The sequence below is a fragment of the Streptomyces koelreuteriae genome (genome assembly GCF_018604545.1).
GTDB classification, from domain to species: Bacteria; Actinomycetota; Actinomycetes; order Streptomycetales; family Streptomycetaceae; genus Streptomyces; species Streptomyces koelreuteriae.
Genome location: NZ_CP075896.1, coordinates 1,127,334 through 1,151,030, shown reverse-complemented (window position 1 = coordinate 1,151,030; position 23,697 = coordinate 1,127,334). Strand labels below are relative to the sequence as shown.

Below are 23,697 nucleotides of genomic sequence, written 5' to 3'. Positions count from 1 at the left end.
ACAGTGCCCTGCTCCGCTCCGCTCCGCCCTGCCCTGAACCGGCCCGCACGCCTGCCAAGGGGAATTCGCATGGCACCAGAACCACCGCTGCTCAGCATGTCCGGCATCACCAAGTCGTTCCCCGGAGTCCGGGCGCTCGACGGCGTCGACCTCGACGTCCAGGCCGGTGAGGTGCACTGCCTGCTCGGCCAGAACGGCGCGGGCAAGTCGACCCTCATCAAGGTCTTGGCCGGTGCCCACCAACCCGACACCGGCACCATCCGCTGGCGCGGTGAGGAGGTCACGCTCCGCTCGCCGATCGCCGCCATGCGCCTGGGCATCGCCACCATCTACCAGGAACTCGACCTGGTGGAGCATCTGTCGGTCGCCGAGAACGTCCACCTCGGGCATGAGCCGACCACAGCCGGGTTCGTCGTACGCGGGAGGACGGCGCGCGAGTCGACCGCCCGGCTGCTCAAGCGACTCGGGCATCCGGAGGTCGATCCGGCCCGTCTCGTCGGGGAGTTGTCGGCCGCGCAGCAGCAGATCGTGTCCATGGCGCGGGCGCTCTCCCACGATGTGCGGCTCATCGTGATGGACGAGCCCTCCGCCGCCCTCGACCCGGACGAGGTCGACAACCTCTTCCGCATCGTCGGTGATCTCACCGCCGGCGGAGTCGCCGTCGTCTACATCTCGCACCGGCTGGAGGAGATCCGGCGCATCGGCGACCGGGTCACCGTGCTGAAGGACGGACGGGCCGTCGCGAACGGGCTCCCGGCGAAGTCGACACCGACCCGCGAGGTCGTCGCGCTGATGACGGGCCGCAACGTCGAGTACGTCTTCCCCGACCGGCCCGTCTCCCCGCCGACCGGAGAATCGGTTCTCCGGATTCAAGGGCTGGCTCGGCAAGGGGAGTTCGAGGCCTTCGACCTGGAGGTACGGCCGGGCGAGATCGTCGGCCTCGCCGGACTGGTCGGCTCGGGCCGCTCCGAGATCCTGGAGACCGTCTACGGAGCTCGCAAACCGACGTCCGGTCAGGTCCTCGTCGACGGACGGCCCTTGAGGCCGGGCAGCGTACGGGCCGCCGTCCGCGCCGGACTCGGGCTCGCCCCCGAGGAACGCAAGGCCCAGGCCCTGCTGATGCTGGAGTCCGTCACCCGCAATGTGTCGGTCTCCTCCATGTCCCGCTTCTCGCGCGGCGGCTGGATCGACCGGCGCGCCGAACTCGGTGCCGCCCGGGCCGCGACGCGCGAGCTGTCGCTCAGGCCGGACAACCCGTCCGTGCCCGTGCGCACCCTGTCCGGCGGCAATCAGCAGAAGGCCGTCCTGGCCCGCTGGCTGCTGCGCGGCTGCCGGGTGCTGCTGCTCGACGAACCCACCCGCGGCGTCGACGTCGGCGCGCGCGCCGAACTGTACGCCGTGGTCCGCAGGCTGGCCGACGAAGGCCTCGCCGTGCTGCTGGTCTCCAGCGAGGTGCCCGAGGTGCTCGGCCTCGCCGATCGCGTCCTGGTGCTGCGCGAGGGCCGTGTCGTCCACACGGCACCCGCGCGCGAACTCGACGAACACCGCGTACTCGACCTGGTCATGGAAGGAAGCCCGGCGTCATGACGCAGCCCGTCTCCCCACCGCGGGACAGCACCGACAAGGTGCCCGAGGCTCAGCCCCCGGCCTGGCGCGGCCTGCTGTTCCGCGCCGACGTCCGCACCCTCTCCCTGCTCGGCGTGCTCGCCGCGCTGATCCTGATCGGCGGCATCACCAAGCCCGACGAGTTCCTCGACACCCGCAACCTGCAACTCGTCCTCACCCAGGCCTCCGTGATCGGCGTCGTCACCGTCGGCATGACCTTCGTCATCGTCTCCGGCGGCATCGACCTGTCGGTCGGCGCGATCGTCGCCCTCGCCTCCGTGTGGGCGACGACGGTCGCCACCCAGGAGTACGGTTTCGTCGGGATCCTCTTCACGGCGATGATCGTCGGGGTCGGCTGCGGGCTGGTCAACGGGGTGCTCATCGCCTACGGCGCGATGGTGCCGTTCATCGCCACCCTCGCCATGCTGGCCTCCGCCCGCGGTCTCGCCCTGCAGATCACCGACGGCAAGACCCAGATCGTCACCGTGCCCTCCGTCCTCGACCTCGGCGAGCGCGACGCCTACGTCCTCGGCATCCCGCCCCTGGTCCTGGTCTTCGCGGTCGTGACGGTCATCGGCTGGCTGGTGCTCAACCGCACCACCTTCGGCCGCCGCACCGTCGCCGTCGGCGGCAACCCGGAGGCCGCCCGGCTCGCCGGCATCGACGTACGCCGCCAGCGGCTCTACCTCTATCTGCTGTCCGGCCTGTGCTGCGGCATCGCCGCCTTCCTGCTGATCGTGCTGGCCGGCTCCGGCCAGAACACCAACGGCAACCTCTACGAACTCGACGCCATCGCCGCCGCGATCATCGGCGGCACCCTGCTCAGCGGCGGCCGGGGCACCATCGTCGGCTCCGTCCTGGGCGTCCTGATCTTCACCACGATCACCAACATCTTCGCCCTGAACAACCTGCAGAGCGACGTCCAGCAGATCGCCAAGGGCGCGATCATCGTCGCCGCCGTGCTGGTCCAGCGCCGTACCGCGAGCACGACCTGAGGAAAGGGTTCACCGCCATGACAGAGATCACGAGCCGCAGAGGACTGCTCTTCGGGGCCGCCGCCGTCTCCGCCGGTGCCCTCATCACGGGTTGCACGAGCAACGAGCCCTCCGGCTCCAAGGACGAGCCGGCCGGGAACGACCAGCCCGCCGCCGACGACAAGCCGGGCAAGAAGGTCACCATCGGCTTCGCCGGACCGCAGGCCGACCACGGCTGGCTCAACGCCATCAACGACAACGCCAAGGAGCGGGCCGAGAAGTACGCGGACGTCACCCTGGAGATCACCGAGGGCTCCAACGACACCGCCCAGCAGATCGGCCAGATCGAGACCCTCATCAACAAGAAGGTCGACGTCCTGGTGGTGCTGCCCGCCGACGGCAAGGCCCTCACCCAGGTCGGGCTGAAGGCGATGCGCGCGGGCATCCCGGTCGTCAACCTCGACCGGATCTTCAACACCCCGCAGGCCTACCGCTGCTGGATCGGCGGCGACAACTACGGCATGGGCCTCAACGCCGGGCACTACATCGGCGAGAAGCTCAAGGGCAAGTCCGGCGCCCGCGTCATCGAACTGGCGGGCCTGGACAACCTGGAGCTGACCAAGCAGCGCACCAAGGGCTTCGACGACGCCCTGAAGAACTACCCCAACATCAAGAAGGTCGCCCGCCAGGCCGCCGAGTTCACCGTCGAGTCCGGGCAGGCCAAGATGGCGCAGCTGCTCCAGGCCCAGTCGAAGTTCGACGCGCTGTGGAACCACGACGACGACCAGGGCGTGGGCGCGCTGCGCGCCATCGAGCAGGCCGGGCGCGACGACTTCCTGATGGTCGGCGGGGCCGGAGCGCTCTCCGCCTTCCAGGCCATCAAGCAGGACGACGGTGTGCTCAAGGCGACGGTGCTCTACCCGCCGACCATGGCCGCCTCCGCGATCGACCTCGCCCGCGCCCTCGGCCAGGGCAAGGGCGTCGGCGGCATGGCCGAGTTCGAGATCCCCGCGTCGATCACGCTCTACTCGGCCGTCGTCGACAAGACGAACGTCGACCAGTACATGCCCACCGGCTTCCAGTGACCGGTTCCGCCCCCGCACCCCCCACGTGCGCGACCCCGACCAGGACGAGGAGGACTCCCACATGGGACAGCCGCAGCAGCAGTCAGAAGGGACCGAGGAGGCAGGCAAGCCACCCCTGCGCGTGGGGATGGTGGGCTACGCCTTCATGGGCGCCGCCCACTCCCAGGGCTGGCGCACCGCGGGCCGCGTCTTCGACCTGCCGCTGAACCCGGTGCGGGCCGCGATCTGCGGCCGGGACGCCACCGCCGCGCGGGCGGCGGCGGACCGGCACGGCTGGGCGTCCGTCGAGACCGACTGGCGTGCCCTCGTCGAACGGGACGACATCGACCTCGTCGACATCTGCACCCCCGGCGACAGTCACGCCGAGATCGCCCTCGCCGCCCTGGCCGCCGGCAAGCACGTCCTGTGCGAGAAGCCCCTCGCCAACACCGTCGAGGAGGCCGCGTCGATGGAACGCGCGGCCGAGGAGGCGCAGGCACGGGGCCAGGTGGCGATGGTCGGCTTCAACTACCGCCGGGTGCCGGCCACCGCCCTGGCCCGCCGGATGGTCGTCGAGGGCCGCCTGGGCAGGCTGCGGCACGTGCGCGTGTCGTACCTCCAGGACTGGCTCGTCGACCCGGACTTCCCGCTGACCTGGCGGCTGCGCAGGGAGCAGGCCGGCTCGGGCTCGCTCGGCGACCTGGGCGCGCACATCATCGACCTCGCGCAGTATCTGACGGGGGAGCGGCTGGCGGGCGTCTCCGCGCTGACGGAGACCTTCGTACGGGAGCGGCCGCTGCCCACCGGCGCCACCAGCGGGCTGGCCGCGGTCTCCTCGGCCGGCACCGGCCAGGTCACCGTGGACGACGCCGCCCTGTTCACGGCCCGCTTCCCCTCCGGCGCCCTCGCCTCCTTCGAGGCCACCCGCTACGCCACCGGCCGCAAGAACGCCCTGCGCATCGAGCTCAACGGGGAGCGCGGCTCGCTCGCCTTCGACCTGGAGCGGCTGAACGAACTGTCGTTCCACGACGGCACCGAGCCGGGCGCCGAGGCCGGCTTCCGCCGGATCCTCGTCACCGAACCCGACCACCCCTACCTGGATGCCTGGTGGCCGCCGGGCCACGGCCTCGGCTACGAGCACACCTTCGTCCACCAGGCCCGCGACCTGGTCCACGCCGTCGCCGAGGGCCGCCGCCCCGAACCCTCCTTCGCCGACGGGCTGCAGGTGCAGCGCGTGCTCGCGGCGGTCGAGGAGAGCGCCGAGAAGAACTCCGTCTACACCCCGATCGCGGTCTGAGGAGGCTGACGCGCAATGCCGCGTACGTTCACGCTGTTCACCGGCCAGTGGGCGGACCTGCCCCTGGAGGAGGTCTGCCGGCTCGCCCGCGACTTCGGCTACGACGGCCTCGAACTCGCCTGCTGGGGCGACCACTTCGAAGTCGACAAGGCGCTCTCCGACCCGGGGTATCTCGACGGCCGCCGGGCCCTGCTCGACAAGTACGGCCTCAAGTGCTGGGCCGTCTCCAACCACCTCGTCGGCCAGGCCGTCTGCGACGCCATCATCGACGAACGCCACCAGGCCATCGTGCCGGACGCGGTGTGGGGCGACGGAGACCCGGAAGGCGTACGGCAGCGGGCCGCCGACCGCATGAAGGACACCGCGCGCGCCGCGGCCGCCTTCGGTGTCGACACGGTCATCGGCTTCACCGGCTCCGCCATCTGGCACCTGGTCGCCATGTTCCCGCCCGCCCCCGACGCGATGATCGAACGCGGCTACCAGGACTTCGCCGACCGCTGGAACCCGATCCTGGACGTCTTCGACGCCGAGGGCGTGCGGTTCGCCCATGAGGTGCACCCCAGCGAGATCGCCTACGACTACTGGACGACGGCCCGCGCGCTGGAGGCGGTCGGTCGTCGCCCCGCCTTCGGCCTCAACTTCGACCCCTCGCACTTCGTGTGGCAGGACCTCGACCCGGTCGGCTTCCTCTGGGACTTCCGCGACCGGATCTACCACGTCGACTGCAAGGAGGCCCGCAAGCGCCTCGACGGACGCAACGGCCGGCTCGGCTCCCATCTGCCCTGGGGCGACCCGCGGCGCGGCTGGGACTTCGTCTCCGCCGGGCACGGCGACGTCCCGTGGGAGGACGTCTTCCGGATGCTGCGCTCCATCGACTACCAGGGCCCGGTCTCGGTCGAGTGGGAGGACGCCGGCATGGACCGGCTCCAGGGGGCGCCCGAGGCGCTGACCCGGCTGAAGGCCTTCGACTTCGACCCACCGAGCGCGTCCTTCGACGCGGCGTTCAACAGCTGAACCAGGACACCTCCGGGGTGACGGCGCACCCCGGCGCCCGCACCGCACGTCCACGCACCGCACGTCTACGCACCGCACGTCTACGCACCCACCCCGTACGGCCCACCCCGTTCCCGGAGGGACTTCGTGCACAGAACCAGACTCAGAAGCACCCGCACCCCCAGGTATTCCAGGCATCCCAGGCGTTCTGGGCTTCGCGCCACCGTCGCCCTGTTCACCGGCCTGCTCCTGGCCGTGGGCACCCCCGCCACCGTCGCCGGCGCCCACCCCGGGCACCCGGAACACGACGATCCGGCAGCCGCCGAGGGGCAGTTCCAGCAGGTGCCGCTCGCCAAGGGCGAACCCGAGATGGGCGAGCCGATGTCGCTCGCCGTGCTCCCGGACCGCAGCGTCCTGCACACCTCGCGCGACGGCACACTGCGCCTCACCGACCAGGGCGGCGTCACCAAGATCGCCGGCAAGCTCGACGTCTACAGCCACGACGAGGAGGGCCTCCAGGGCGTCGGCATCGACCCGGACTTCAAGAACAACCGGGCGATCTACCTCTACTACGCCCCGCCGCTCGACACCCCCGCGGGCGACGCCCCGGAGACCGGCACCGCCGACGACTTCAAGAAGTTCGACGGCGTCAACCGCCTCTCCCGCTTCACCCTGAACGCCAACGGCACGCTGAATGCGGCCAGCGAGAAGAAGGTCATCGACGTCGCGGCCTCCCGCGGCATCTGCTGCCACGTCGGCGGCGACATCGACTTCGACGCGGCCGGCAACCTCTATCTGTCGACCGGCGACGACTCCAACCCCTTCGCCTCCGACGGCTACACGCCCATCGACGACCGCGAGGGCCGCAACCCCGCCTTCGACGCCCGCCGCAGCTCCGCCAACACCAACGACCTGCGCGGCAAGATCCTGCGGATCAAGGTCGCCGAGGACGGCTCGTACACCGTCCCGGACGGCAACCTCTTCGCCCCGGGCACGGACAAGACCCGTCCCGAGATCTACGCGATGGGCTTCCGCAACCCGTTCCGGATGAGCGTCGACGACAAGACCGGCATCGTCTACGTCGGCGACTACGGCCCCGACGCGGGCGCCGCCGACCCGAAGCGGGGCCCGGCGGGACAGGTCGAGTTCGCCAAGGTGACGAAGGCCGCCAACTTCGGCTGGCCGTTCTGCACCGGCAACAACGACGCCTACCTCGACTACGACTTCGCCACCAAGGAGTCCGGCGAGAAGTTCGACTGCGCCGCCCCCAAGAACTCCTCGCCGTACAACACGGGCCTCACCGACCTGCCGCCCGCGCAGGCCGCCTGGATCCCCTACGACGGCGGCTCCGTGCCCGAGTTCGGCACCGGATCCGAGTCCCCCATGGCGGGCCCGGTCTACCGCTACGACCCCGACCTCGACTCCAAGGTGAAGTTCCCCGAGGCCTACGACGGTGACTTCTTCGCGGGTGAGTTCGGCCGCCGCTGGATCAAGCGGATCGAGCAGACGGCCGAGGGCGCCGTCGCGAAGATCAACGACTTCCCGTGGACCGGCACCCAGATCATGGACATGGAGTTCGGCCCCGACGGCGCGCTCTACGTCCTCGACTACGGCGTCTCCTGGTTCCAGGGCGACGAGCACTCCGCGCTGTACCGGATCGAGAACGCCGAGGACGGCTTCTCCCCGATCGCCGAGGTCAGCGCCGACAAGACGTCCGGAGCGGCCGGCCTGAAGGTCAAGTTCACCGGTTCCGCCAAGGACGCCGACTCCCCGGACCTCACCTACGCCTGGGACTTCGGCGACGGCACCAAGGGCGAGGGCCTCAACCCCACCCACAAGTACAAGAAGGTCGGCACCTACACCGCCACCTTCACCGCCAAGGACGCCGAGGGCAACACCGGCAACGCCAGCACCCGGATCGTCGTCGGCAACACCGAGCCCACGGTGCGGATCGACATCCCGGGCAACGGCGCCCTGGCCGAGTTCGGCAAGCCCGTCCCCTTCAAGGTGACCGTCACCGACCCCGAGGAGACGGTCGACTGCTCCAAGGTCAAGGTCGCTTACAGCCTCGGCCACGACTCCCACGCCCACGAGCTGACCAGCGAGATGGGCTGCGAGGGCACCCTGAAGCCGCCCCCCGGTGACGGCGGCCACGACCCCAACGCCAACATCTACGGTGTCGTCGGCGCCAGTTACACCGACGGCGGGGCGAACGGCCAGGAGACCCTGACCGGCACCGCCCGCGCCGTGCTCCAGCCGCTGCACCGCCAGGGCGAGCACTTCGGCACCCAGTCGGGCGTCACGGTGATCGACAAGACCGGCGCCAACGGCGGCAAGACCGTCGGCAACATCGACGACGGCGACTGGATCTCCTTCACCCCCTACCGGTTCGACGGCCAGAAGAAGATGACCGTGCGGGCCTCCTCCGGCGGCGCGGGCGGCTTCATCGAACTGCGCACCGGCTCGCCCGACGGCAAGCTGCACGGCTCGGCCTACATCCCGCCGACCGGCGGCTGGGAGACCTTCCAGAACGTCGACGTGCCGCTGCGGTCCCTGCCGAAGAAGACCACGGACATCTACCTGGTCTTCAAGGGCGGCGCGGGCGCGCTGTTCGACGTGGACGACTTCGAGTTCTCCACCAAGCCGTTCAAGGGCGGCAAGAAGGTCCTGGTCTTCTCCAAGACCGCCGGCTTCCGGCACGACTCCATCCCGGCCGGCATCACCGCCCTGAAGGAGCTCGGCGGCCCGGCCGGCATCACGGTCGACGCGACCGAGGAGGCCCGCCAGTTCACCACGACCAACCTCGCCAAGTACGACGCGGTGGCCTTCCTGTCCACCACGGGTGATGTCCTCAACGCCGAGCAGCAGAAGGCCTTCGAGGACTACGTGGCGGGCGGCGGCGGTTACCTGGGCATCCACGCCGCGGCCGACACCGAGTACGACTGGGCCTTCTACGGCGGCCTCGTCGGCGCCTACTTCGACTCGCACCCGGCCATCCAGAAGGCCACCGTCCGCGTCGAGGACCACGACCACCCGTCCACCGGGCATCTGGGCGAGGCCTGGGAGCGCACCGACGAGTGGTACAACTACCGCACCAACCCCCGTGAGCAGGCCAAGGTCCTCGCCACCCTGGACGAGACCACCTACCAGGGCGGGAACATGAAGGGCGACCACCCGATCGCCTGGTGCCAGAGCTACGGCGGCGGCCGGTCCTTCTACACCGGCGGCGGACACACCAAGGAGTCCTACGCCGAGGAGGCCTTCCGCGCCCACCTGCTCGGCGGCCTCCAGTACGCCACCGGCCAGGTCAAGGCGGACTGCAAGCCGAGCAAGGACCACCGGAAGATCTTCAACGGCCGGACCCTGGACGGCTGGAAGCAGGCCGGCCCCGGCAAGTTCGCCGTCAAGGACGGCGTGATGGAGTCCGAGGGAGGCATGGGCCTGCTCTGGTACCAGGCCAAGGAGCTGAAGTCGTACTCCCTCAAGCTCGACTGGAAGATGCGGGGCGACGACAACTCCGGGATCTTCGTGGGCTTCCCCGCCTCCGACGACCCCTGGTCCGCCGTGAACAAGGGCTACGAGATCCAGATCGACGCCACGGACGCGGCCGACCGCACCACGGGCTCCGTCTACTCGTTCAAGTCGGCCAACATCAAGGCCCGTGACCAGGTTCTGCGGCCGCCCGGCCAGTGGAACTCCTACGAGATCAAGGTCCAGGGCGAACGCCTCCAGGTGTTCCTCAACGGAGTCAAGATCAACGACTTCACCAACAAGGACCCCCAGCGGAGCCTGACCGACGGCTACATCGGCCTCCAGAACCATGGCGCCGACGACCAGGTCTCCTTCCGCAACATCCAGTTGAAGGAACTGCCCGTCAAGGGCGACTGAACGGCGGCGGGCGGGGGACGCCGGACCCCCGCCCGCCGTCTCCCTTCCCCCCTCGGGTTCGCGCACGACCAGGAGGCTGCCCATGTCCGCGTCCCTCTCCCGACCGCGTGTGGGGGTGTGGCTGATCGGAGCCCGAGGCTCCGTCGCCACCACCGTCGTCACGGGGTGCGCCGCCATCACCGCCGGACTGCACCCGCCCACCGGCATGGTCACCGAGACCCCGGCGTTCACCGACAGCGCCCTGCCCGCGCTCTCCGACCTGGTCTTCGGCGGCCACGACACCCTCGACTGCCCCCTCCCCAAACACGCCGAGACCCTGACCGCCGGCGGCGTCCTCCCACCGGGCGTCGCCACCGCCGTCGCCGCCGACCTCGCCGCCGCCGACCGGGAGATCAGGCCCGGTGGCCCCACCCCGGGGGACACCAGGAGCGAGGCCGAACTGATCACGGCCTTCGCCGCCGACATAAGCGACTTCGCGCACCGCCACGCCCTGGAGCGGACCGTGGTGGTGAACGTCGCCTCCACCGAACCCGCGTCCCAGGGACCCGACGCCCCTCTCCCCGCCAGCACCCTGTACGCCCTGGCGGCCCTGCGCGCCGGCTGCCCGTACGTCAACTTCACCCCCTCCGAAGGCATCCACCACCCCACCGCCGCCCGCGAGTCCGAGCGAAGCGGCCTGCCGTACGCCGGCCGGGACGGCAAGACCGGCCAGACCCTGCTGCGGGCCGTGCTGGGCCCGATGTTCGCGCAACGGGCCCTGAGGGTCCGGGCCTGGTCCGGCACGAACCTGCTCGGCGGCGGCGACGGCGCCGCCCTCGCCGACCCGGCCGCCGCCGCGGCGAAGAACGCCGGCAAGGAACGCGTCCTCGCCGACACCCTCGGCACCGTCCCCGAGGGCGAGGTCCACATCGACGACGTCCCGGCCCTCGGCGACTGGAAGACCGCCTGGGACCACATCGCCTTCGACGGCTTCCTCGGCACCCGCATGATCCTCCAGACCATCTGGCAGGGCTGCGACTCGGCGCTCGCCGCACCCCTGGTCCTGGACCTGGCCCGGCTGACCCTCCGAGCCCACGAGACCGGCCTGTCCGGTCCGCTCGACGCCCTCGGCTTCTACTTCAAGGACCCCGTGGGGGAGGGGCCGTCAGGCCTCGCCGAGCAGTACGAGGAACTGGTCCGGTTCGGCCGGAGCCTGGGGCGGACCGGTGCAGAGGACCGGCGGGATGTGGGGTCGGCGGAGGAGCGCCGTGACGACGCGGGGGATGCCCTGTGACGCCTCGCGACAGCTCTTGCGGATGCTCTGCGGGCTCGTCCACAGCCGCTCCTCGATCCGGCACCGGCGACACGGCCCCCTGCACCTGCACCGGCCGGTCACCGCGCGGACGCGCCTGGGCCGAACTCCTCCGTCTGCCCGCCCTGTTCAGCGTCCCGGGCGACGCCTTGGCCGGCACGGCCGCGACCGGCGCGGCACCCAACGCCCGCACCCTGCTCGCCATCGGCTCCTCCCTCTGTCTCTACGAGGCCGGCATGGCCCTCAACGACTGGGCGGACCGCGCCATCGACGCCGTCGAACGCCCACACCGCCCCCTTCCCTCCGGCCGCATCAGCCCGGCCGCCGCGCTCACGGCGGCCTGCGCCCTCACCGGCGCCGGACTGGCCCTGGCCTCCCGCGCCGGCCGCCCCGCCCTGGCCGTCGCCGCGCCCCTCGCGGCAACCGTCTGGGCGTACGACCTCGGCCTGAAGCACACCCCCGCGGGCCCCGTCGCCATGGCCGCGGCGCGTGGACTCGACCTGCTCCTGGGAGCCGCCGCGACGACCGGCCGCACCCGACCCGCACTCCCCTCAGCGGCCCTCCTCGGCACCCACACACTGGCCGTCACGACGGTCTCCCGCCAGGAAGCCCAGGGCGGTACGCCTCTGGCCCCCTTGGCGGCCCTCGTGACGACCGCCTTGCTGACCCGTGTGGTGACGCACCGCCCTTCGGAGCGCCGGGGGACAACCGCTCTTGGTCCTCTCGGGCCAGGAGCGACTCGGCCTCCAGGACCTGTGCTCGGCCGGAAGCCCGCGGCACACCTCAGTCCCGCGAGGCCGCGGCAGGAGAGCGGCATGGCGGTCACCACCGCGCTCGCGGCCGCCTACGTCGCGGCCACCGCCCGCCCCTACTTCCACGCCACGCTCAACCCCTCACCTCCCCTCACCCAACGGGCCGTCGGCGCCGGCGTCCGCGCCACGATCCCCCTTCAGGCCACCCTGACCGCCCGCTCCAAGGGCACGGCCACGGCCCTCCTCATCGCGGCCCTGGCCCCGCTGGGAGCGAGGTTCGCGAAGAAGGTGAGTGTGACGTGACTCCGGAGAACTCTCCTCTCGACCCCCACCAGCCGCTCCACCCCTCTCAGCCGCCCCAATCCCGTAAGCCTCTGCAACCCCTCCAGCCCCTCCGCTTCGGCTACGGCACCAACGGTCTGGCCGACCTCCGGCTCGACGACGCGCTCTCCCTCCTCGCCGATCTCGGCTACGACGGCGTCGGGCTGACCCTCGACCACATGCACCTCGACCCCCTCGCCCCCGACCTCGCCGCCCGCACCCGACGGGTCGCCCGGCGGCTGGACGCGCTCGGCCTGGGTGTCACGGTGGAGACGGGCGCCCGCTATGTGCTCGACCCGCGCCGCAAGCACGGCCCCTCCCTCCTGGACCCGGACCCCGGCGACCGGGCGCGCCGGGCCGACCTCCTCGTCGCTGCCGTGCGGGTCGCCGCAGACCTCGGCGCCCACGCGGTCCACTGCTTCAGCGGCGTCCTCCCGGAGGGCACCGACCCGGACACCGCGTGGAAGCGTCTCGCAGACACCCTCACGCCCGTCCTGGACGCAGCCGCCTCCGCAGGCATCCCGCTCGCCGTCGAACCCGAACCAGGCCACCTCCTCGCCACCCTGGCCGACTTCCACCACCTTCGCCGCATACTCGGCGACCCCGAGCCGCTCGGTCTCACGCTCGATCTCGGCCACTGCCAGTGCCTCGAACCCCTCTCTCCCGCCGACTGCGTGCGCGCCGCCGCCCCCTGGCTGCGCCACGTCCAGATCGAGGACATGCGGCGCGGCGTCCACGAGCACCTCCCCTTCGGGGACGGGGAGATCGACTTCCCGCCGCTCCTGGCGGCCCTCGCCGCCACCGGCTACCAGGGCCTGACCGTCGTCGAGCTGCCCCGCCACTCCCATGCCGGGCCGCACTTCGCCGCCCACTCCCTCCCGTTCCTCCGCCACGCCGAGCAGGTCGCGGCCACCGCGTCGCCCCACCCCGCTCCGGCCCTCCAGCAGGCCGCGCCACCCCACGGCGCTCCCTCCGCCACCCCTGAAGGGAGCAGCAGATGACCCACCCCCGCGCCACGCCCGCGGCGAGAACCGAGAGCACCCAGGACGCCCCGAGCACCAGAACCCACACCGGCCGATCCACCCCCGGCACCGCCCTCACCACCCTCCCGTCACTTGCCGATCTCCACAGCGGCCTCATCACCCGACTCGACCCCGACGCCCGCACCTGGCTCGAGCACGCCCTCGACGAGGCCGCCGCCCACCCCGGCATCCACGGCCCCATTTCCCCCTGGGAGCTGCGTCTCGCCGAGGCCGGCCGCCGCTGCGGTGCCGAGCACGCCGACGCCGCCCGGGTGCTCGTCCTCCACGCGGCCCGCGCCGGTACCGACGCCCTGACCCGGGTGTACTTCCAGGGCACCGCCGACGAGCGCCGCGCCGTCCTGCACGCCCTGCCCCACCTCGTGTCCGGCCCCGGCGCCCTCCCGCTCGTCGAGGATGCCCTGCGCACCAACGACACCCGGCTCCTCACCGCCGCCGTCGGTCCGTACGCCGCCCGGCACCTGGCCGCGCACGACTGGCGCCACGCCGTGCTGAAGTGCCTGTTCACCGGCGTGCCCGTCGAGCACGTGGCCGACCTGCCCCGGCGCGCCCACGGCGACGGCGAACTCGCCCGCATGCTGGGCGACTACGCCGCCGAGCGCACCGCCGCCGGCCGCACCGTCCCCGAGGACCTGTATCGCGTCCTGGACCTGACCGAGTCCGTGACCCCGGCCCCCGGCACGGACCACCCCCACGGCAAGGAGTCCTGATGCGCATCTTCGACCCCCACATCCACATGACCTCCCGGACCACCGACGACTACGAGGCCATGTACGCCGCGGGCGTCCGCGCCGTCGTCGAGCCCTCCTTCTGGCTCGGCCAGCCCCGCACCTCGCCCGCCTCCTTCCGCGACTACTTCGACGCCCTGCTCGGCTGGGAGCCTTTCCGCGCCGCCCAGTACGGCATCGCGCACCACTGCACGATCGCCCTCAACCCCAAGGAGGCGAACGACCCGCGCTGCGCGCCCGTCCTCGACGAACTGCCCCGGTATCTCGTCAAGGACAACGTCGTGGCCGTCGGCGAGATCGGCTATGACTCGATGACCCCCGCCGAGGACACCGCCCTCGCCACGCAGCTCCAGCTCGCCGCCGACCACGGCCTGCCCGCCCTGGTCCACACCCCGCACCGCGACAAGCTCGCCGGACTGCGCCGCACCCTCGACGCCGTCCGGGAGTCCGCCCTGCCCCCCGAGCGCGTCCTGGTCGACCACCTCAACGAGACCACCGTCAAGGAGGCCAAGGACAGCGGCTGCTGGCTGGGCTTCTCCGTCTATCCGGACACCAAGATGGACGAGGAACGGATGATCGCGATCCTGCGCGCCTACGGCACCGAGCAGGTCCTGGTGAACTCCGCCGCCGACTGGGGAAAGAGCGACCCCCTCAAGACCCGCAAGGTCGGCGACCTGATGCTGGCCGAGGGCTTCACCGAGGACGACGTCGACCGGGTGCTGTGGCGCAACCCCGTCGCCTTCTACGGGCTGAGCGGCCGTCTGAACCTCGACGTCGCCGGCACGGAGCCCACCCATGAGGGCAACTCCATCCTCCGTGGCGCCCCGAAGGATCCGCACGAGCCGGATCCCGGCCCGGGAGGCGGCGACGAGCCGGCCCGCGTCCCCGTCGCGGAGGCGTGAACCATGCGCTTCCGCCACCCCGACGGTTCCACGGTCCACCTCGCCTACTGCACCAACGTCCACCCCGCCGAAACCCTCGACGGGGTCCTCGCCCAGCTCCGCGACCACTGCGAGCCCGTCCGCCGCCGACTGGGCCGCGACCGGCTCGGCATCGGGCTGTGGCTCGCCAAGGACGCCGCCCGGGTCCTCGTAAGCGACCCGTCCGCGCTGCGCGGCCTGCGCACCGAGCTCGACCGGCGCGGCCTCGAGGTCGTCACCCTCAACGGCTTCCCCTATGAGGGCTTCGGGGCCGAGGAGGTCAAATACCGCGTCTACAAGCCGGACTGGGCCGACCCGGAACGCCTCGACCACACCAGCGCTCTGGCCCGGGTCCTTGCGGGGCTCCTCCCCGACGACGTGGCCGAGGGCACCATCTCGACCCTGCCCCTCGCCTGGCGCACCGCGTACGACGACGAGCGCGCGGAGACCGCCCACACCGCCCTGCGCACCCTCGCCGAACGCCTCGACGCCATCGAGGAACTGACCGGGCGCTCCATCCGCGTCGGCCTGGAACCGGAACCCGGCTGCGTCGTCGAGACCACCCGCGACGCCATCGCCCCGCTCACCGCGATCGGCCACGACCGCATCGGCATCTGTGTCGACACCTGCCATCTCGCCACCTCCTTCGAAGATCCGGACACCGCCCTGGACGCCCTCACCGAGGCCCGTGTCCCCGTCGTCAAATCCCAGCTCTCCGCCGCCCTGCATGCCGAACACCCCCATCTGCCCGAGGTCCGCGAGGCTCTCGCCGCGTTCGCCGAACCCCGTTTCCTGCACCAGACCCGCACCGCCACCGCCGCGGGGCTGCGCGCCACCGACGACCTCGACGAGGCCCTGGCGGGCCACGCCCTGCCGGACGGCGCACCCTGGCGCGCCCACTTCCACGTCCCCCTGCACGCGGCCCCCGCCGCGCCCCTCACCTCCACACTTCCGGTCCTGAAGTCCGCACTGACCCGGCTCGTCGGCGGCTCGGCCCCGCTCACCCGCCACCTGGAGGTCGAGACCTACACCTGGCAGGCCCTCCCGTCCGAACTGCGCCCCCGGGGCCGCGCCCAGCTCACCGAGGGCATCGCCGCCGAACTCACCCTCGCCCGAGACCTGCTGACGGACCTCGGCCTGAAGGAGCTGCCGTGAGCACCCACGCTTCCGCCCCGGGCACCGGCCCTTCCGTCCCAGGCGCCGACGCCCCGGGCACCGGCCCTTCCGTCCCAGGCGCCGACGCCCCGGGCACCGCCCCATCTGCCCCGGGCATCCGCCCGACCCCGGCAGGCCCCACACCCCTCCTCGTCCTAGACGTCGTCGGCCTCACCCCCCGTCTCCTCGACCACATGCCCCGTCTCAAGGCGCTCGGCCAGTCCGGCTCCCGCGCCCCGCTGGGCACCGTCCTGCCCGCCGTCACCTGTGCCGCCCAGTCCACGTTCCTCACCGGCACCATGCCCTCGGAGCACGGCATCGTCGGCAACGGCTGGTACTTCCGCGAACTCGGCGATGTCCTCCTGTGGCGCCAGCACAACGGGCTCGTGGCCGGCGACAAGCTCTGGGACGCCGCCCGCCGTGCCCACCCCGGCTACACCGTCGCGAACATCTGCTGGTGGTACGCCATGGGCGCCGACACCGACTTCACCGTCACCCCCCGTCCGGTCTACTACGCCGACGGCCGCAAGGAACCCGACTGCTACACCCGGCCGGCCGCACTGCACGATGAACTCACCGAAAAGCTCGGCACGTTCCCCCTTTTCCATTTCTGGGGCCCCGGAGCCGACCTCGTCTCCAGCCGGTGGATCATCGACGCGACCCGCCATATCAACCGCACCCGGCACCCCGATCTGACGCTCTGCTACCTCCCTCACCTCGACTACGATCTGCAGCGCTTCGGCCCCGACGACCCGCGCTCCCTGAAGGCGGCCGCCGATCTGGACGCCGCCCTGGCCCCGCTCCTGGACGACGCCCGCGCCGAGGGCCGCACGGTCGTCGCGCTGTCCGAGTACGGCATCACCCGGGTGAGCCGGCCCGTCGACATCAACCGCGCTCTGCGCCGCGCCGGCCTGCTGGAAGTGCACACGCAGGAGGGCATGGAGTACCTCGACCCGATGGCGTCACGTGCCTTCGCGGTCGCCGACCACCAGATCTCCCATGTCTATGTGCGCCGCCCCGAGGACCTCGAAGCCACCCGGGCCGCCCTCGACGGACTGCCCGGCCTCGGCCAACTCCTCGACGACGAGGGCAAGAAGGCCCATCACCTCGACCATCCGCGCGCGGGAGAACTCGTTGCCGTGGCGGAAGCCGACGCCTGGTTCACGTACTACTACTGGCTCGACGACGCCCACGCGCCCGACTTCGCCCAGCTCGTCGAGATCCACCGCAAACCCGGCTACGACCCGGTCGAACTCTTCATGGATCCCCTCGACCCCTACGTCAAGGTCAAGGCGGCCACCGCACTGGCGCGCAAGAAACTCGGCATGCGCTACCGCATGGCGGTCGTGCCCCTGGACCCCTCACCTATTCGCGGCAGCCACGGCCGCCTCCCGGAGAGCGACGACGACGGTCCGCTCCTCATCTGCTCCACCCCCCGTGCTGTCGGTGACCGCGTCGCGGCCACCGATGTGAAGTCACTGCTGCTCGAACTCGCCGGTCTCGGCTGAGGAAAGAGCCTGAGTCCCGACTGGTCACAAGTGAAGCACTCACCACTGACAACGCCCCGCGATCACGAGGAGTTCCACGCATGAGCCGCTTCTCCCAGCCCGATCCCGAGCTCACCCACCGCCTCAGCAGACGCGGCATGCTCGGCGTGGCCGCCGGAGCCACCGCCGCCGCCCTGCTCGGCGCCGCGGCCCCCGCGACGGCCGCCACCGGCAGTGCGACCGCCACCACCGGCAACACAGGCGCCACCGGCACCGCGTCCGGAGCCAAGGGCCGGGGCCGCCCCGTCCTGCCGCCCGGCCGCCTCGGTATCCAGCTCTACAGCCTGCGCGACAAGGTCTCCACCCTCGGCTTCGGCCCCGTCTTCGCCGAGCTGGAGAGGTACGGCTACGACGAGGTCGAGTTCGCCGGCTACACCCAGGGCTCCGCGGGCCCCATCACGCTCGCCCAGCTCAAGCGGCTGGCCCGCAACCACGGCCTGAACCCGATCGGCAGCCATGTCGGCTACTACTCCAACGACCAGAACGCCTACACCTTCGCCCAGAACCTCACCAAGGTCCTCGACGACGCCCAGGCCCTCGGCCTCAAGCACATCGGCACGGCCTCGGGCCCGTTCCGCTACGGCTCCACCGTCGACGCCTGGAAGCGCGCCGCCGAGGACTTCAACACCTACGGCGCGGCGGCGAAGGCCCGGGGCATGAAGTTCTACCAGCACAACCACTCCGAGGAGTTCTCCTTCGCGACGGACAACCCCAAGGTCCGCCTCTACGACATCCTGCTCAAGGAGACCGACCCGGACCTCGTCTACCTGGAGATGGACATCTACTGGGCGTACGTCGGCCAGTTCCGCTTCTCCAAGCGGCCCGACGGCAAGCCTGCGCCCTTCGAACCGCTGAACTACGTCCTCAAGCGGCCGGACCGCTACCCGCTGTTCCATGTGAAGGACGGCGAGAGCGACCCGTCGAACCCCTACGGCTACAACATGACCGACGTGGGCGACGGCGACATCGACTACCAGCGCTTCATCTCCGCCGTCACCCGGCTGCGCGGCCACCGCATGGCCCACCACTGGCAGGCCGAGCACGACAACCCGGCCGAGTCGTTCACCTTCGCGCGCCGGTCCAGCGCGCACCTGCACTCCCTGAGAGAGAAGTGCTGAAAGCCGTAGTGGCATGAGGAGGCCCCTCCCGCATCGGGAGGGGCCTCCTCACGCGTGGGACGGCCAGCCCACGAGCCCTGTCCGGGCGCGTCACGATCAGGCCGTGTCCTCGCCGAGCGGTTGGGGATTGGGGACGACGCGGCTCTCTTCCTTGTCGCGTCCCGGCGGGGAGAGGAACAGGGCCACGCAGCCGGCGAAGAGCGAGATCGAGCCGGCCAGGATGAAGGCACCCGAGTGCCCCCAGGCACCGACGACCACGGCACCCATACCCGCGCCCAGACCGGAGACGAGCTTGGCGCTGTAGACCATGCCGTAGTTGGACGCGTTGTTGTTCTCGCCGAAGTAGTCCGCGGTGAGGGCCGCGAACATCGGGAAGATGGCGCCGCCTCCGAAGCCGGAGATCGCCGAGAAGATCAAGAACAGGGTCAGGTTCTTGCTGTCCGCCGACCAGAGGATGCCGAACTGGGCGAGGCCCAGGATGACGCACACGGCGAGCAGGCACCGCTTGCGGCCATAGAGGTCGGAGAGCCAGCCGATGACGCCGCGGCCGGTTCCGTTGACGATCGCCTTCAGGGACATGGCCGTGGCCACGATCCCGCCCGCGAACCCGGCCTCCTCGCCGATGTCCACCTGGAAGGCGATACCGAAGATGTTCACGCCGGACGTGCACGCCAGACAGAACCACATCAGGGCCACCCGGCCGGTCTTCCACGCCTCCTTGGGGGAGTACTGGTGGACCGCCGGCGGGTTCATCCGCAGCGAGCGGGCCGCACGCGGGTCGGCGGGCGGGTTCAGCGGGTCGATCGCCGAGGGCCACCAGTTCTTCGGCGGGTCCTTGAAGAAGTAGCCGGAGACCGCCACGATTCCGGCCAGGAACACGCCCACCGAGACCAGCACCCAGCGGAAGTTGGTCAGGTCCATGTAGCCGTTGAAGAGGAAGACGAAGGGCACCGAGCCGTAGGCGAAACCGCCGTTGACGAAGCCGGTCTTGCCACCCTTGCGCTCCGGATACCACTTGCCGACCATGTTGACGCAGGTGGCGTACACCATGCCCGCGCCCATGCCGCTGAACATGCTGAAGCCGATGTAGGCGAAGACGACGTGCGGCGCGAACGCCAGCGACAGATAGCCCAGCAGGGTGCCCGTCGCTCCGCACATCATCGCCCAGCGGGCCGGCAGCCTGCCGCTCTCACGCAGCTTGCCCGCCGGGAAGGCCACCGCGGCCTGGAAGAAGACCCAGACGGTCATCATCCAGAAGATGTGCATGCTGTTCCAGCTGTGCGCCGTGTGCAGGGTGTCCTCGGCGGACGCGAACGCGTACTCGGCGGAGGAGATGCCCATCATGCCGATCCAGGGCAGGATCACCATCCACTTGCGTTTGCGCCCCATGATGTCGATGTCGGACTCGCCGACGCGATAGACGCGTCCGTTCTTGTCGGTCAGCTCGCGATAGGCGGCGACCCGTGGAACGTCGGTGGTTGTCACGTGGATTGCACCCCTTGCGTCGAAAGATCTGGCCAGCGCCCCCTGTCCCATGCCTTTCGTGCGCGTACGGGTCCCGGGGCCGGCCGACGCGCACCGTCGGCCGGCCCCCGCTCCCTCACCTCATGTACCGCCCCCCAGCACCCCCGCCTCCCGCGCCCAGCGGTACTTGGCGCCGAGCACGGCCACCGGCTTCTCGGTCGTGTACGGGTACGCCACGACCCCGCGCTCGAAGAGGTACTGGCAGGCCTCCTCGACCTCCACATCGCCCGCGAGTGATGCCACGACGGGCTTCTCGATCCCGCGCTCCCGGAACTCGGCCACCACGCGCGCGGTGAGCTCCGCGAAGACCATCGGAGGAGTGACGATGGTGTGCCAGTAGCCGAGGACGAGCGCGTGGATGCGCGGGTCCTCCATGCCCAGCCGGATCGTCGCCTCGTACGTCGACGGCGGCTCGCCCCCGGTGATGTCCACCGGGTTGCCCGCGGCCCCGAAGGGCGGGATGAACTTCCGGAACGCCTCGTCCAGGTCGGGTGGGATCTCCATCAGCGACAGGCCGTTGTCCGTCACCGCGTCCGAGAGGAGCACGCCGCTGCCGCCGGCCCCCGTGATGATGACGACGTTGTCGCCCTGGGGGGCGGGAAGCACCGGCAACGCGCGCGCGTACTCCAGCATCTCGTTCAGCCCGGGGGCCCGGATGACCCCGGCCTGCCGCAGGATGTCGTCGTACACGGCGTCGTCGCCCGCCAGGGCACCGGTGTGCGAACCGGCCGCCTTCGCGCCTGCCGCCGTACGCCCCGCCTTGAGTACTACGACCGGCTTCTTCGGCACGGTCGCCCGCGCGGCCTCCACGAACGCGCGACCGTCCTTGAGGTCCTCCAGGTGCATCGCGATGCACTGGGTGTTGGGGTCCTCCCCGAACCACGTCAGCAGGTCGTCCTCGTCCAGGTCCGACTTGTTGCCGAGCCCGACGATCGCCGACACACCCGTCTTGGTGGTGCGGGCGAACCCCAGGATGGCCATCCCGATGCCGCCCGACTGCGACGTCAGAGCGACCCCGCCCTTGACGTCGTACGGCGTGCAGAACGTGGCGCAGAGGTCCTGCCAGGTGGAGTAGTAGCCGTAGATGTTCGGACCCAGCAGCCGTACGCCGTGCCGCTCGGCGATCTCCACGATCTCCGCCTGGAGTTCGTGCTCGCCGGTCTCGGCGAAGCCGGAGGGGATCAGCACGGCGTTCGGGATCTTCTTGCGTCCCACCTCCTCCAGGGCCGAGGCCACGAACTTGGCGGGGATCGCGAAGACCGCCACATCCACCTCACCGGGAACGTCCGTGACACTCTTGTACGCCTTGCGGCCCAGGATGTCATCGGCCTTGGGATTCACCGGGTGGATGTCCCCGGCGAAGCCCCCGTCGACGAGGTTGCGCATCACGGAGTTGCCGATCTTGCCCTGCTCGTTGGAGGCGCCGATCACGGCGACCGAGCTCGGCTGCATCAGCCGGCGCATGGACGTGAGGATCTCGTCCCTGGAGTACCGCCGGCGCGGCGGGGGCTGCGACTCGGCGAGGATCACCCGGATGTCGGCCGCGACGGCCCCCTCCGCCGTCGCGATCACCGGATTGAGGTCCACCTCGGCGATCTCCGGGAAGTCCGCGACGAGTTCGGACACCCGGCGGATCTGCTCGGCCACGGCCCACCGGTCCACACCCGCCTGGCCGCGCACCCCGCGCAGGATCTCCGCCGAGCGGATCGAGTCCAGCATCGACAGCGCCTCGTCGGCGTCCACCGGAGCGAGCCGGAAGGTGACGTCCTTCAGGACCTCGACGAGCACCCCGCCGAGCCCGAACGCGACCACCTTCCCGAACGTCGGGTCCGTGACCGCCCCGACGATGACCTCCTGCCCCTTCGGCAGCAGCTCCTGCACCTGCACACCGTCGATACGGGCAGCGGCGTCGTAGGCACGCGCGTTGTCGACAATGGTGTGGAACGCGGCCCGTACGTCCGCGGCGCCCTCGACGCCGACGACGACCCCGCCCGCGTCGGTCTTGTGCAGGATGTCCGGCGAGACGATCTTCATCACGACGGGCCCGCCGAAGCGCGCCGCGAACGCCACGGCCTCCTCGACGTCGGTCGCCAGCTCCTCGCCCGGTACGGCGATCCCGTACGCGTCGGCGATCACCTTGCCCTCGGGCGCCGTCAGCGCGGTCCGCCCCTCGGCCCGCACGGAGTCGAGGAGGCCGCGCACCCGCAGGAGGCGGTCTTCTGCCATCACGTCAGATCACTCCGTTCGACTTGAGCAGGCGTACTTCCTCGTCGCCGAGGCCGAGTTCGCCGACGTAGACCTCTTCGTTGTGCTCGCCGAGCAGCGGTGAACCGGTCACCTCGACGGGGGAGTCGGACAGCTTGAGCGGGCTGCCGACGGTCACGAACTCGCCCCGCTGCGGGTGCGGCACGGTGACGACCATCTCGTTGGCGACCAGCGACCGGTCCTCGATGATCTCCCGGGTGGACAGGATCGGTCCGCACGGGATGTTGTGCGCGTTGAGCCGCTCCAGCACCTCCCACTTGGGCAGCGTCGAGGACCACTCCTCGATCAGCTGGAACATCTTGTTCAGCTTGGGCAGCCGCGCCTCGGGCGTCGCCCACTCGGGGTCCTCGGCCAGTTCGGGCCGGCCGATGAGCTCGCTGATCGGCTGCCAGCCGACGGGCTGCACGATGACGTACACGTAGTCGTTCGGGCCGCCCGGCGCGCACTTGACCGCCCAGCCGGGCTGGCCGCCGCCGGACGCGTTTCCGGACCTGGGAACCTCCGTGCCGAAGTCGTCGTTGGGATATTCACGGAGCGGGCCATGGGCCAGCCGCTGCTGGTCCCTCAGCTTCACCCGGCAGAGGTTGAGGACGGCATGCTGCATGGCCACGTTGACCCGCTGACCGCGCCCGGTGTTCTCCCGCTGGAACAGCGCCGCGAGAATCCCCGCCACGGCGTGCACACCCGTCCCCGAGTCCCCGATCTGGGCTCCCGTCGCCAGCGGCGGCCCGTCCTCGAAACCGGTGGTCGACATCGACCCGCCCATGGCCTGCGCGACGACCTCGTACGCCTTGAACTTGGTGTACGGGCCTTCGCCGAACCCCTTGATGGAGGCATAGACGATCCGTGGATTGATCTCCTGGATGCGGTCCCAGGTGAAGCCCATCCGGTCGACCGCGCCCGGTCCGAAGTTCTCGACCATGACATCGGAGCGCCGGATCAGCTCGGTGAGGATCTCCTTGCCGCGTTCGGTCTTGGTGTTGAGGGTGATGCTCCGCTTGTTGCAGTTGAGCATCGTGAAGTACAGGGAGTCGACGTCCGGCAGGTCACGCAGCTGCTTGCGCGTGATGTCACCGGTCGGCGCCTCCAGCTTGACGACGTCCGCGCCGAGCCAGGCGAGCAGCTGGGTCGCGGAGGGCCCGGACTGGACGTGGGTCATGTCCAGGACGCGGATGCCTTCGAGGGCCTTGGTGGACGGAGCAGTCATCGGGGCAC

General features: G+C 70.9%; 17 protein-coding genes. 14 read left to right on the top strand and 3 right to left on the bottom strand.

The window, feature by feature from the left end; genetic code table 11:
* Nucleotides 1–69: 69 nt before the first annotated feature.
* The 14 genes from KJK29_RS05085 to KJK29_RS05020 all read left to right on the top strand — a co-directional run bounded on the left by KJK29_RS05085 (nt 70) and on the right by KJK29_RS05020 (nt 18,693).
* Nucleotides 70–1,587, top strand: coding sequence for a sugar ABC transporter ATP-binding protein (locus KJK29_RS05085; RefSeq protein WP_215117500.1), 1,518 nt, complete (start codon nt 70–72; stop codon nt 1,585–1,587).
* Nucleotides 1,584–2,600 (top strand): ABC transporter permease, encoded by a 1,017-nt coding sequence (locus KJK29_RS05080; protein ID WP_215117499.1) that lies wholly within the window; start codon nt 1,584–1,586, stop codon nt 2,598–2,600. The genes KJK29_RS05085 and KJK29_RS05080 overlap by 4 nt, the downstream gene beginning before the upstream one ends.
* 17 nt (nt 2,601–2,617) lie before the next feature.
* Complete coding sequence (locus KJK29_RS05075) at nt 2,618–3,664, top strand: substrate-binding domain-containing protein (protein ID WP_215117498.1); 1,047 nt, start codon at nt 2,618–2,620, stop codon at nt 3,662–3,664.
* 61 nt (nt 3,665–3,725) lie between these two features.
* Nucleotides 3,726–4,940, top strand: coding sequence for a Gfo/Idh/MocA family protein (locus tag KJK29_RS05070; RefSeq protein ID WP_215117497.1), 1,215 nt, complete (start codon nt 3,726–3,728; stop codon nt 4,938–4,940).
* A 15-nt stretch (nt 4,941–4,955) separates the two neighbouring features.
* Nucleotides 4,956–5,954, top strand: a complete 999-nt coding sequence (locus tag KJK29_RS05065; RefSeq protein WP_215117496.1) for a sugar phosphate isomerase/epimerase family protein — start codon at nt 4,956–4,958, stop codon at nt 5,952–5,954.
* 126 nt (nt 5,955–6,080) lie between these two features.
* Nucleotides 6,081–9,821 (top strand): ThuA domain-containing protein, encoded by a 3,741-nt coding sequence (locus tag KJK29_RS05060; protein WP_215117495.1) that lies wholly within the window; start codon nt 6,081–6,083, stop codon nt 9,819–9,821.
* A gap of 82 nt (nt 9,822–9,903) precedes the next feature.
* Entirely contained in the window at nt 9,904–11,094 is a 1,191-nt protein-coding gene (locus KJK29_RS05055) for an inositol-3-phosphate synthase (RefSeq protein WP_215117494.1), read from the top strand.
* On the top strand, nt 11,091–12,167 hold the full coding sequence (locus tag KJK29_RS05050) for an SCO3242 family prenyltransferase (RefSeq protein WP_215117493.1): 1,077 nt from the start codon (nt 11,091–11,093) through the stop codon (nt 12,165–12,167). Before KJK29_RS05055 ends, KJK29_RS05050 begins: the two co-directional genes overlap by 4 nt.
* 71 nt (nt 12,168–12,238) lie before the next feature.
* Nucleotides 12,239–13,186, top strand: a complete 948-nt coding sequence (locus tag KJK29_RS05045) for a sugar phosphate isomerase/epimerase family protein (RefSeq protein WP_215124153.1) — start codon at nt 12,239–12,241, stop codon at nt 13,184–13,186.
* A complete protein-coding gene (locus tag KJK29_RS05040; RefSeq protein ID WP_215117492.1) occupies nt 13,183–13,935 on the top strand; it encodes an EboA domain-containing protein in 753 nt (250 codons plus the stop codon). The genes KJK29_RS05045 and KJK29_RS05040 overlap by 4 nt, the downstream gene beginning before the upstream one ends.
* The gene (locus KJK29_RS05035) at nt 13,935–14,855 is read left to right on the top strand and encodes a TatD family hydrolase (protein ID WP_215117491.1); all 921 of its coding nucleotides are present in this window, start codon (nt 13,935–13,937) and stop codon (nt 14,853–14,855) included. The genes KJK29_RS05040 and KJK29_RS05035 overlap by 1 nt, the downstream gene beginning before the upstream one ends.
* A 3-nt stretch (nt 14,856–14,858) precedes the next feature.
* Complete coding sequence (gene eboE / locus KJK29_RS05030; protein WP_215117490.1) at nt 14,859–16,028, top strand: metabolite traffic protein EboE; 1,170 nt, start codon at nt 14,859–14,861, stop codon at nt 16,026–16,028.
* A gap of 116 nt (nt 16,029–16,144) precedes the next feature.
* Complete coding sequence (locus tag KJK29_RS05025; RefSeq protein ID WP_215124152.1) at nt 16,145–17,536, top strand: nucleotide pyrophosphatase/phosphodiesterase family protein; 1,392 nt, start codon at nt 16,145–16,147, stop codon at nt 17,534–17,536.
* A gap of 80 nt (nt 17,537–17,616) precedes the next feature.
* Entirely contained in the window at nt 17,617–18,693 is a 1,077-nt protein-coding gene (locus KJK29_RS05020) for a sugar phosphate isomerase/epimerase family protein (RefSeq protein WP_215117489.1), read from the top strand.
* 96 nt (nt 18,694–18,789) lie between these two features.
* Here KJK29_RS05020 and KJK29_RS05015 read toward each other — a convergent pair whose 3' ends face one another.
* The 3 genes from KJK29_RS05015 to frc form a co-directional block, all read right to left on the bottom strand.
* Nucleotides 18,790–20,178, bottom strand: a complete 1,389-nt coding sequence (locus KJK29_RS05015) for an OFA family MFS transporter (RefSeq protein ID WP_215117488.1) — start codon at nt 20,176–20,178, stop codon at nt 18,790–18,792.
* A gap of 120 nt (nt 20,179–20,298) precedes the next feature.
* Nucleotides 20,299–22,443 (bottom strand): acetate--CoA ligase family protein, encoded by a 2,145-nt coding sequence (locus tag KJK29_RS05010; RefSeq protein ID WP_215117487.1) that lies wholly within the window; start codon nt 22,441–22,443, stop codon nt 20,299–20,301.
* A gap of 4 nt (nt 22,444–22,447) precedes the next feature.
* Entirely contained in the window at nt 22,448–23,689 is a 1,242-nt protein-coding gene (gene frc / locus KJK29_RS05005; RefSeq protein ID WP_215117486.1) for a formyl-CoA transferase, read from the bottom strand.
* Nucleotides 23,690–23,697 lie beyond the last annotated feature (8 nt).

Coding starts and splice junctions, on each gene's coding strand:
- KJK29_RS05085 (WP_215117500.1), top strand. CDS start 70: ATGGCACCAGAACCACCGCTGCTCAGCATGTCCGGCATCACCAAGTCG.
- KJK29_RS05080 (WP_215117499.1), top strand. CDS start 1,584: ATGACGCAGCCCGTCTCCCCACCGCGGGACAGCACCGACAAGGTGCCC.
- KJK29_RS05075 (WP_215117498.1), top strand. CDS start 2,618: ATGACAGAGATCACGAGCCGCAGAGGACTGCTCTTCGGGGCCGCCGCC.
- KJK29_RS05070 (WP_215117497.1), top strand. CDS start 3,726: ATGGGACAGCCGCAGCAGCAGTCAGAAGGGACCGAGGAGGCAGGCAAG.
- KJK29_RS05065 (WP_215117496.1), top strand. CDS start 4,956: ATGCCGCGTACGTTCACGCTGTTCACCGGCCAGTGGGCGGACCTGCCC.
- KJK29_RS05055 (WP_215117494.1), top strand. CDS start 9,904: ATGTCCGCGTCCCTCTCCCGACCGCGTGTGGGGGTGTGGCTGATCGGA.
- KJK29_RS05040 (WP_215117492.1), top strand. CDS start 13,183: ATGACCCACCCCCGCGCCACGCCCGCGGCGAGAACCGAGAGCACCCAG.
- KJK29_RS05035 (WP_215117491.1), top strand. CDS start 13,935: ATGCGCATCTTCGACCCCCACATCCACATGACCTCCCGGACCACCGAC.
- eboE (WP_215117490.1), top strand. CDS start 14,859: ATGCGCTTCCGCCACCCCGACGGTTCCACGGTCCACCTCGCCTACTGC.
- KJK29_RS05020 (WP_215117489.1), top strand. CDS start 17,617: ATGAGCCGCTTCTCCCAGCCCGATCCCGAGCTCACCCACCGCCTCAGC.
- KJK29_RS05010 (WP_215117487.1), bottom strand. CDS start 22,443: ATGGCAGAAGACCGCCTCCTGCGGGTGCGCGGCCTCCTCGACTCCGTG.
- frc (WP_215117486.1), bottom strand. CDS start 23,689: ATGACTGCTCCGTCCACCAAGGCCCTCGAAGGCATCCGCGTCCTGGAC.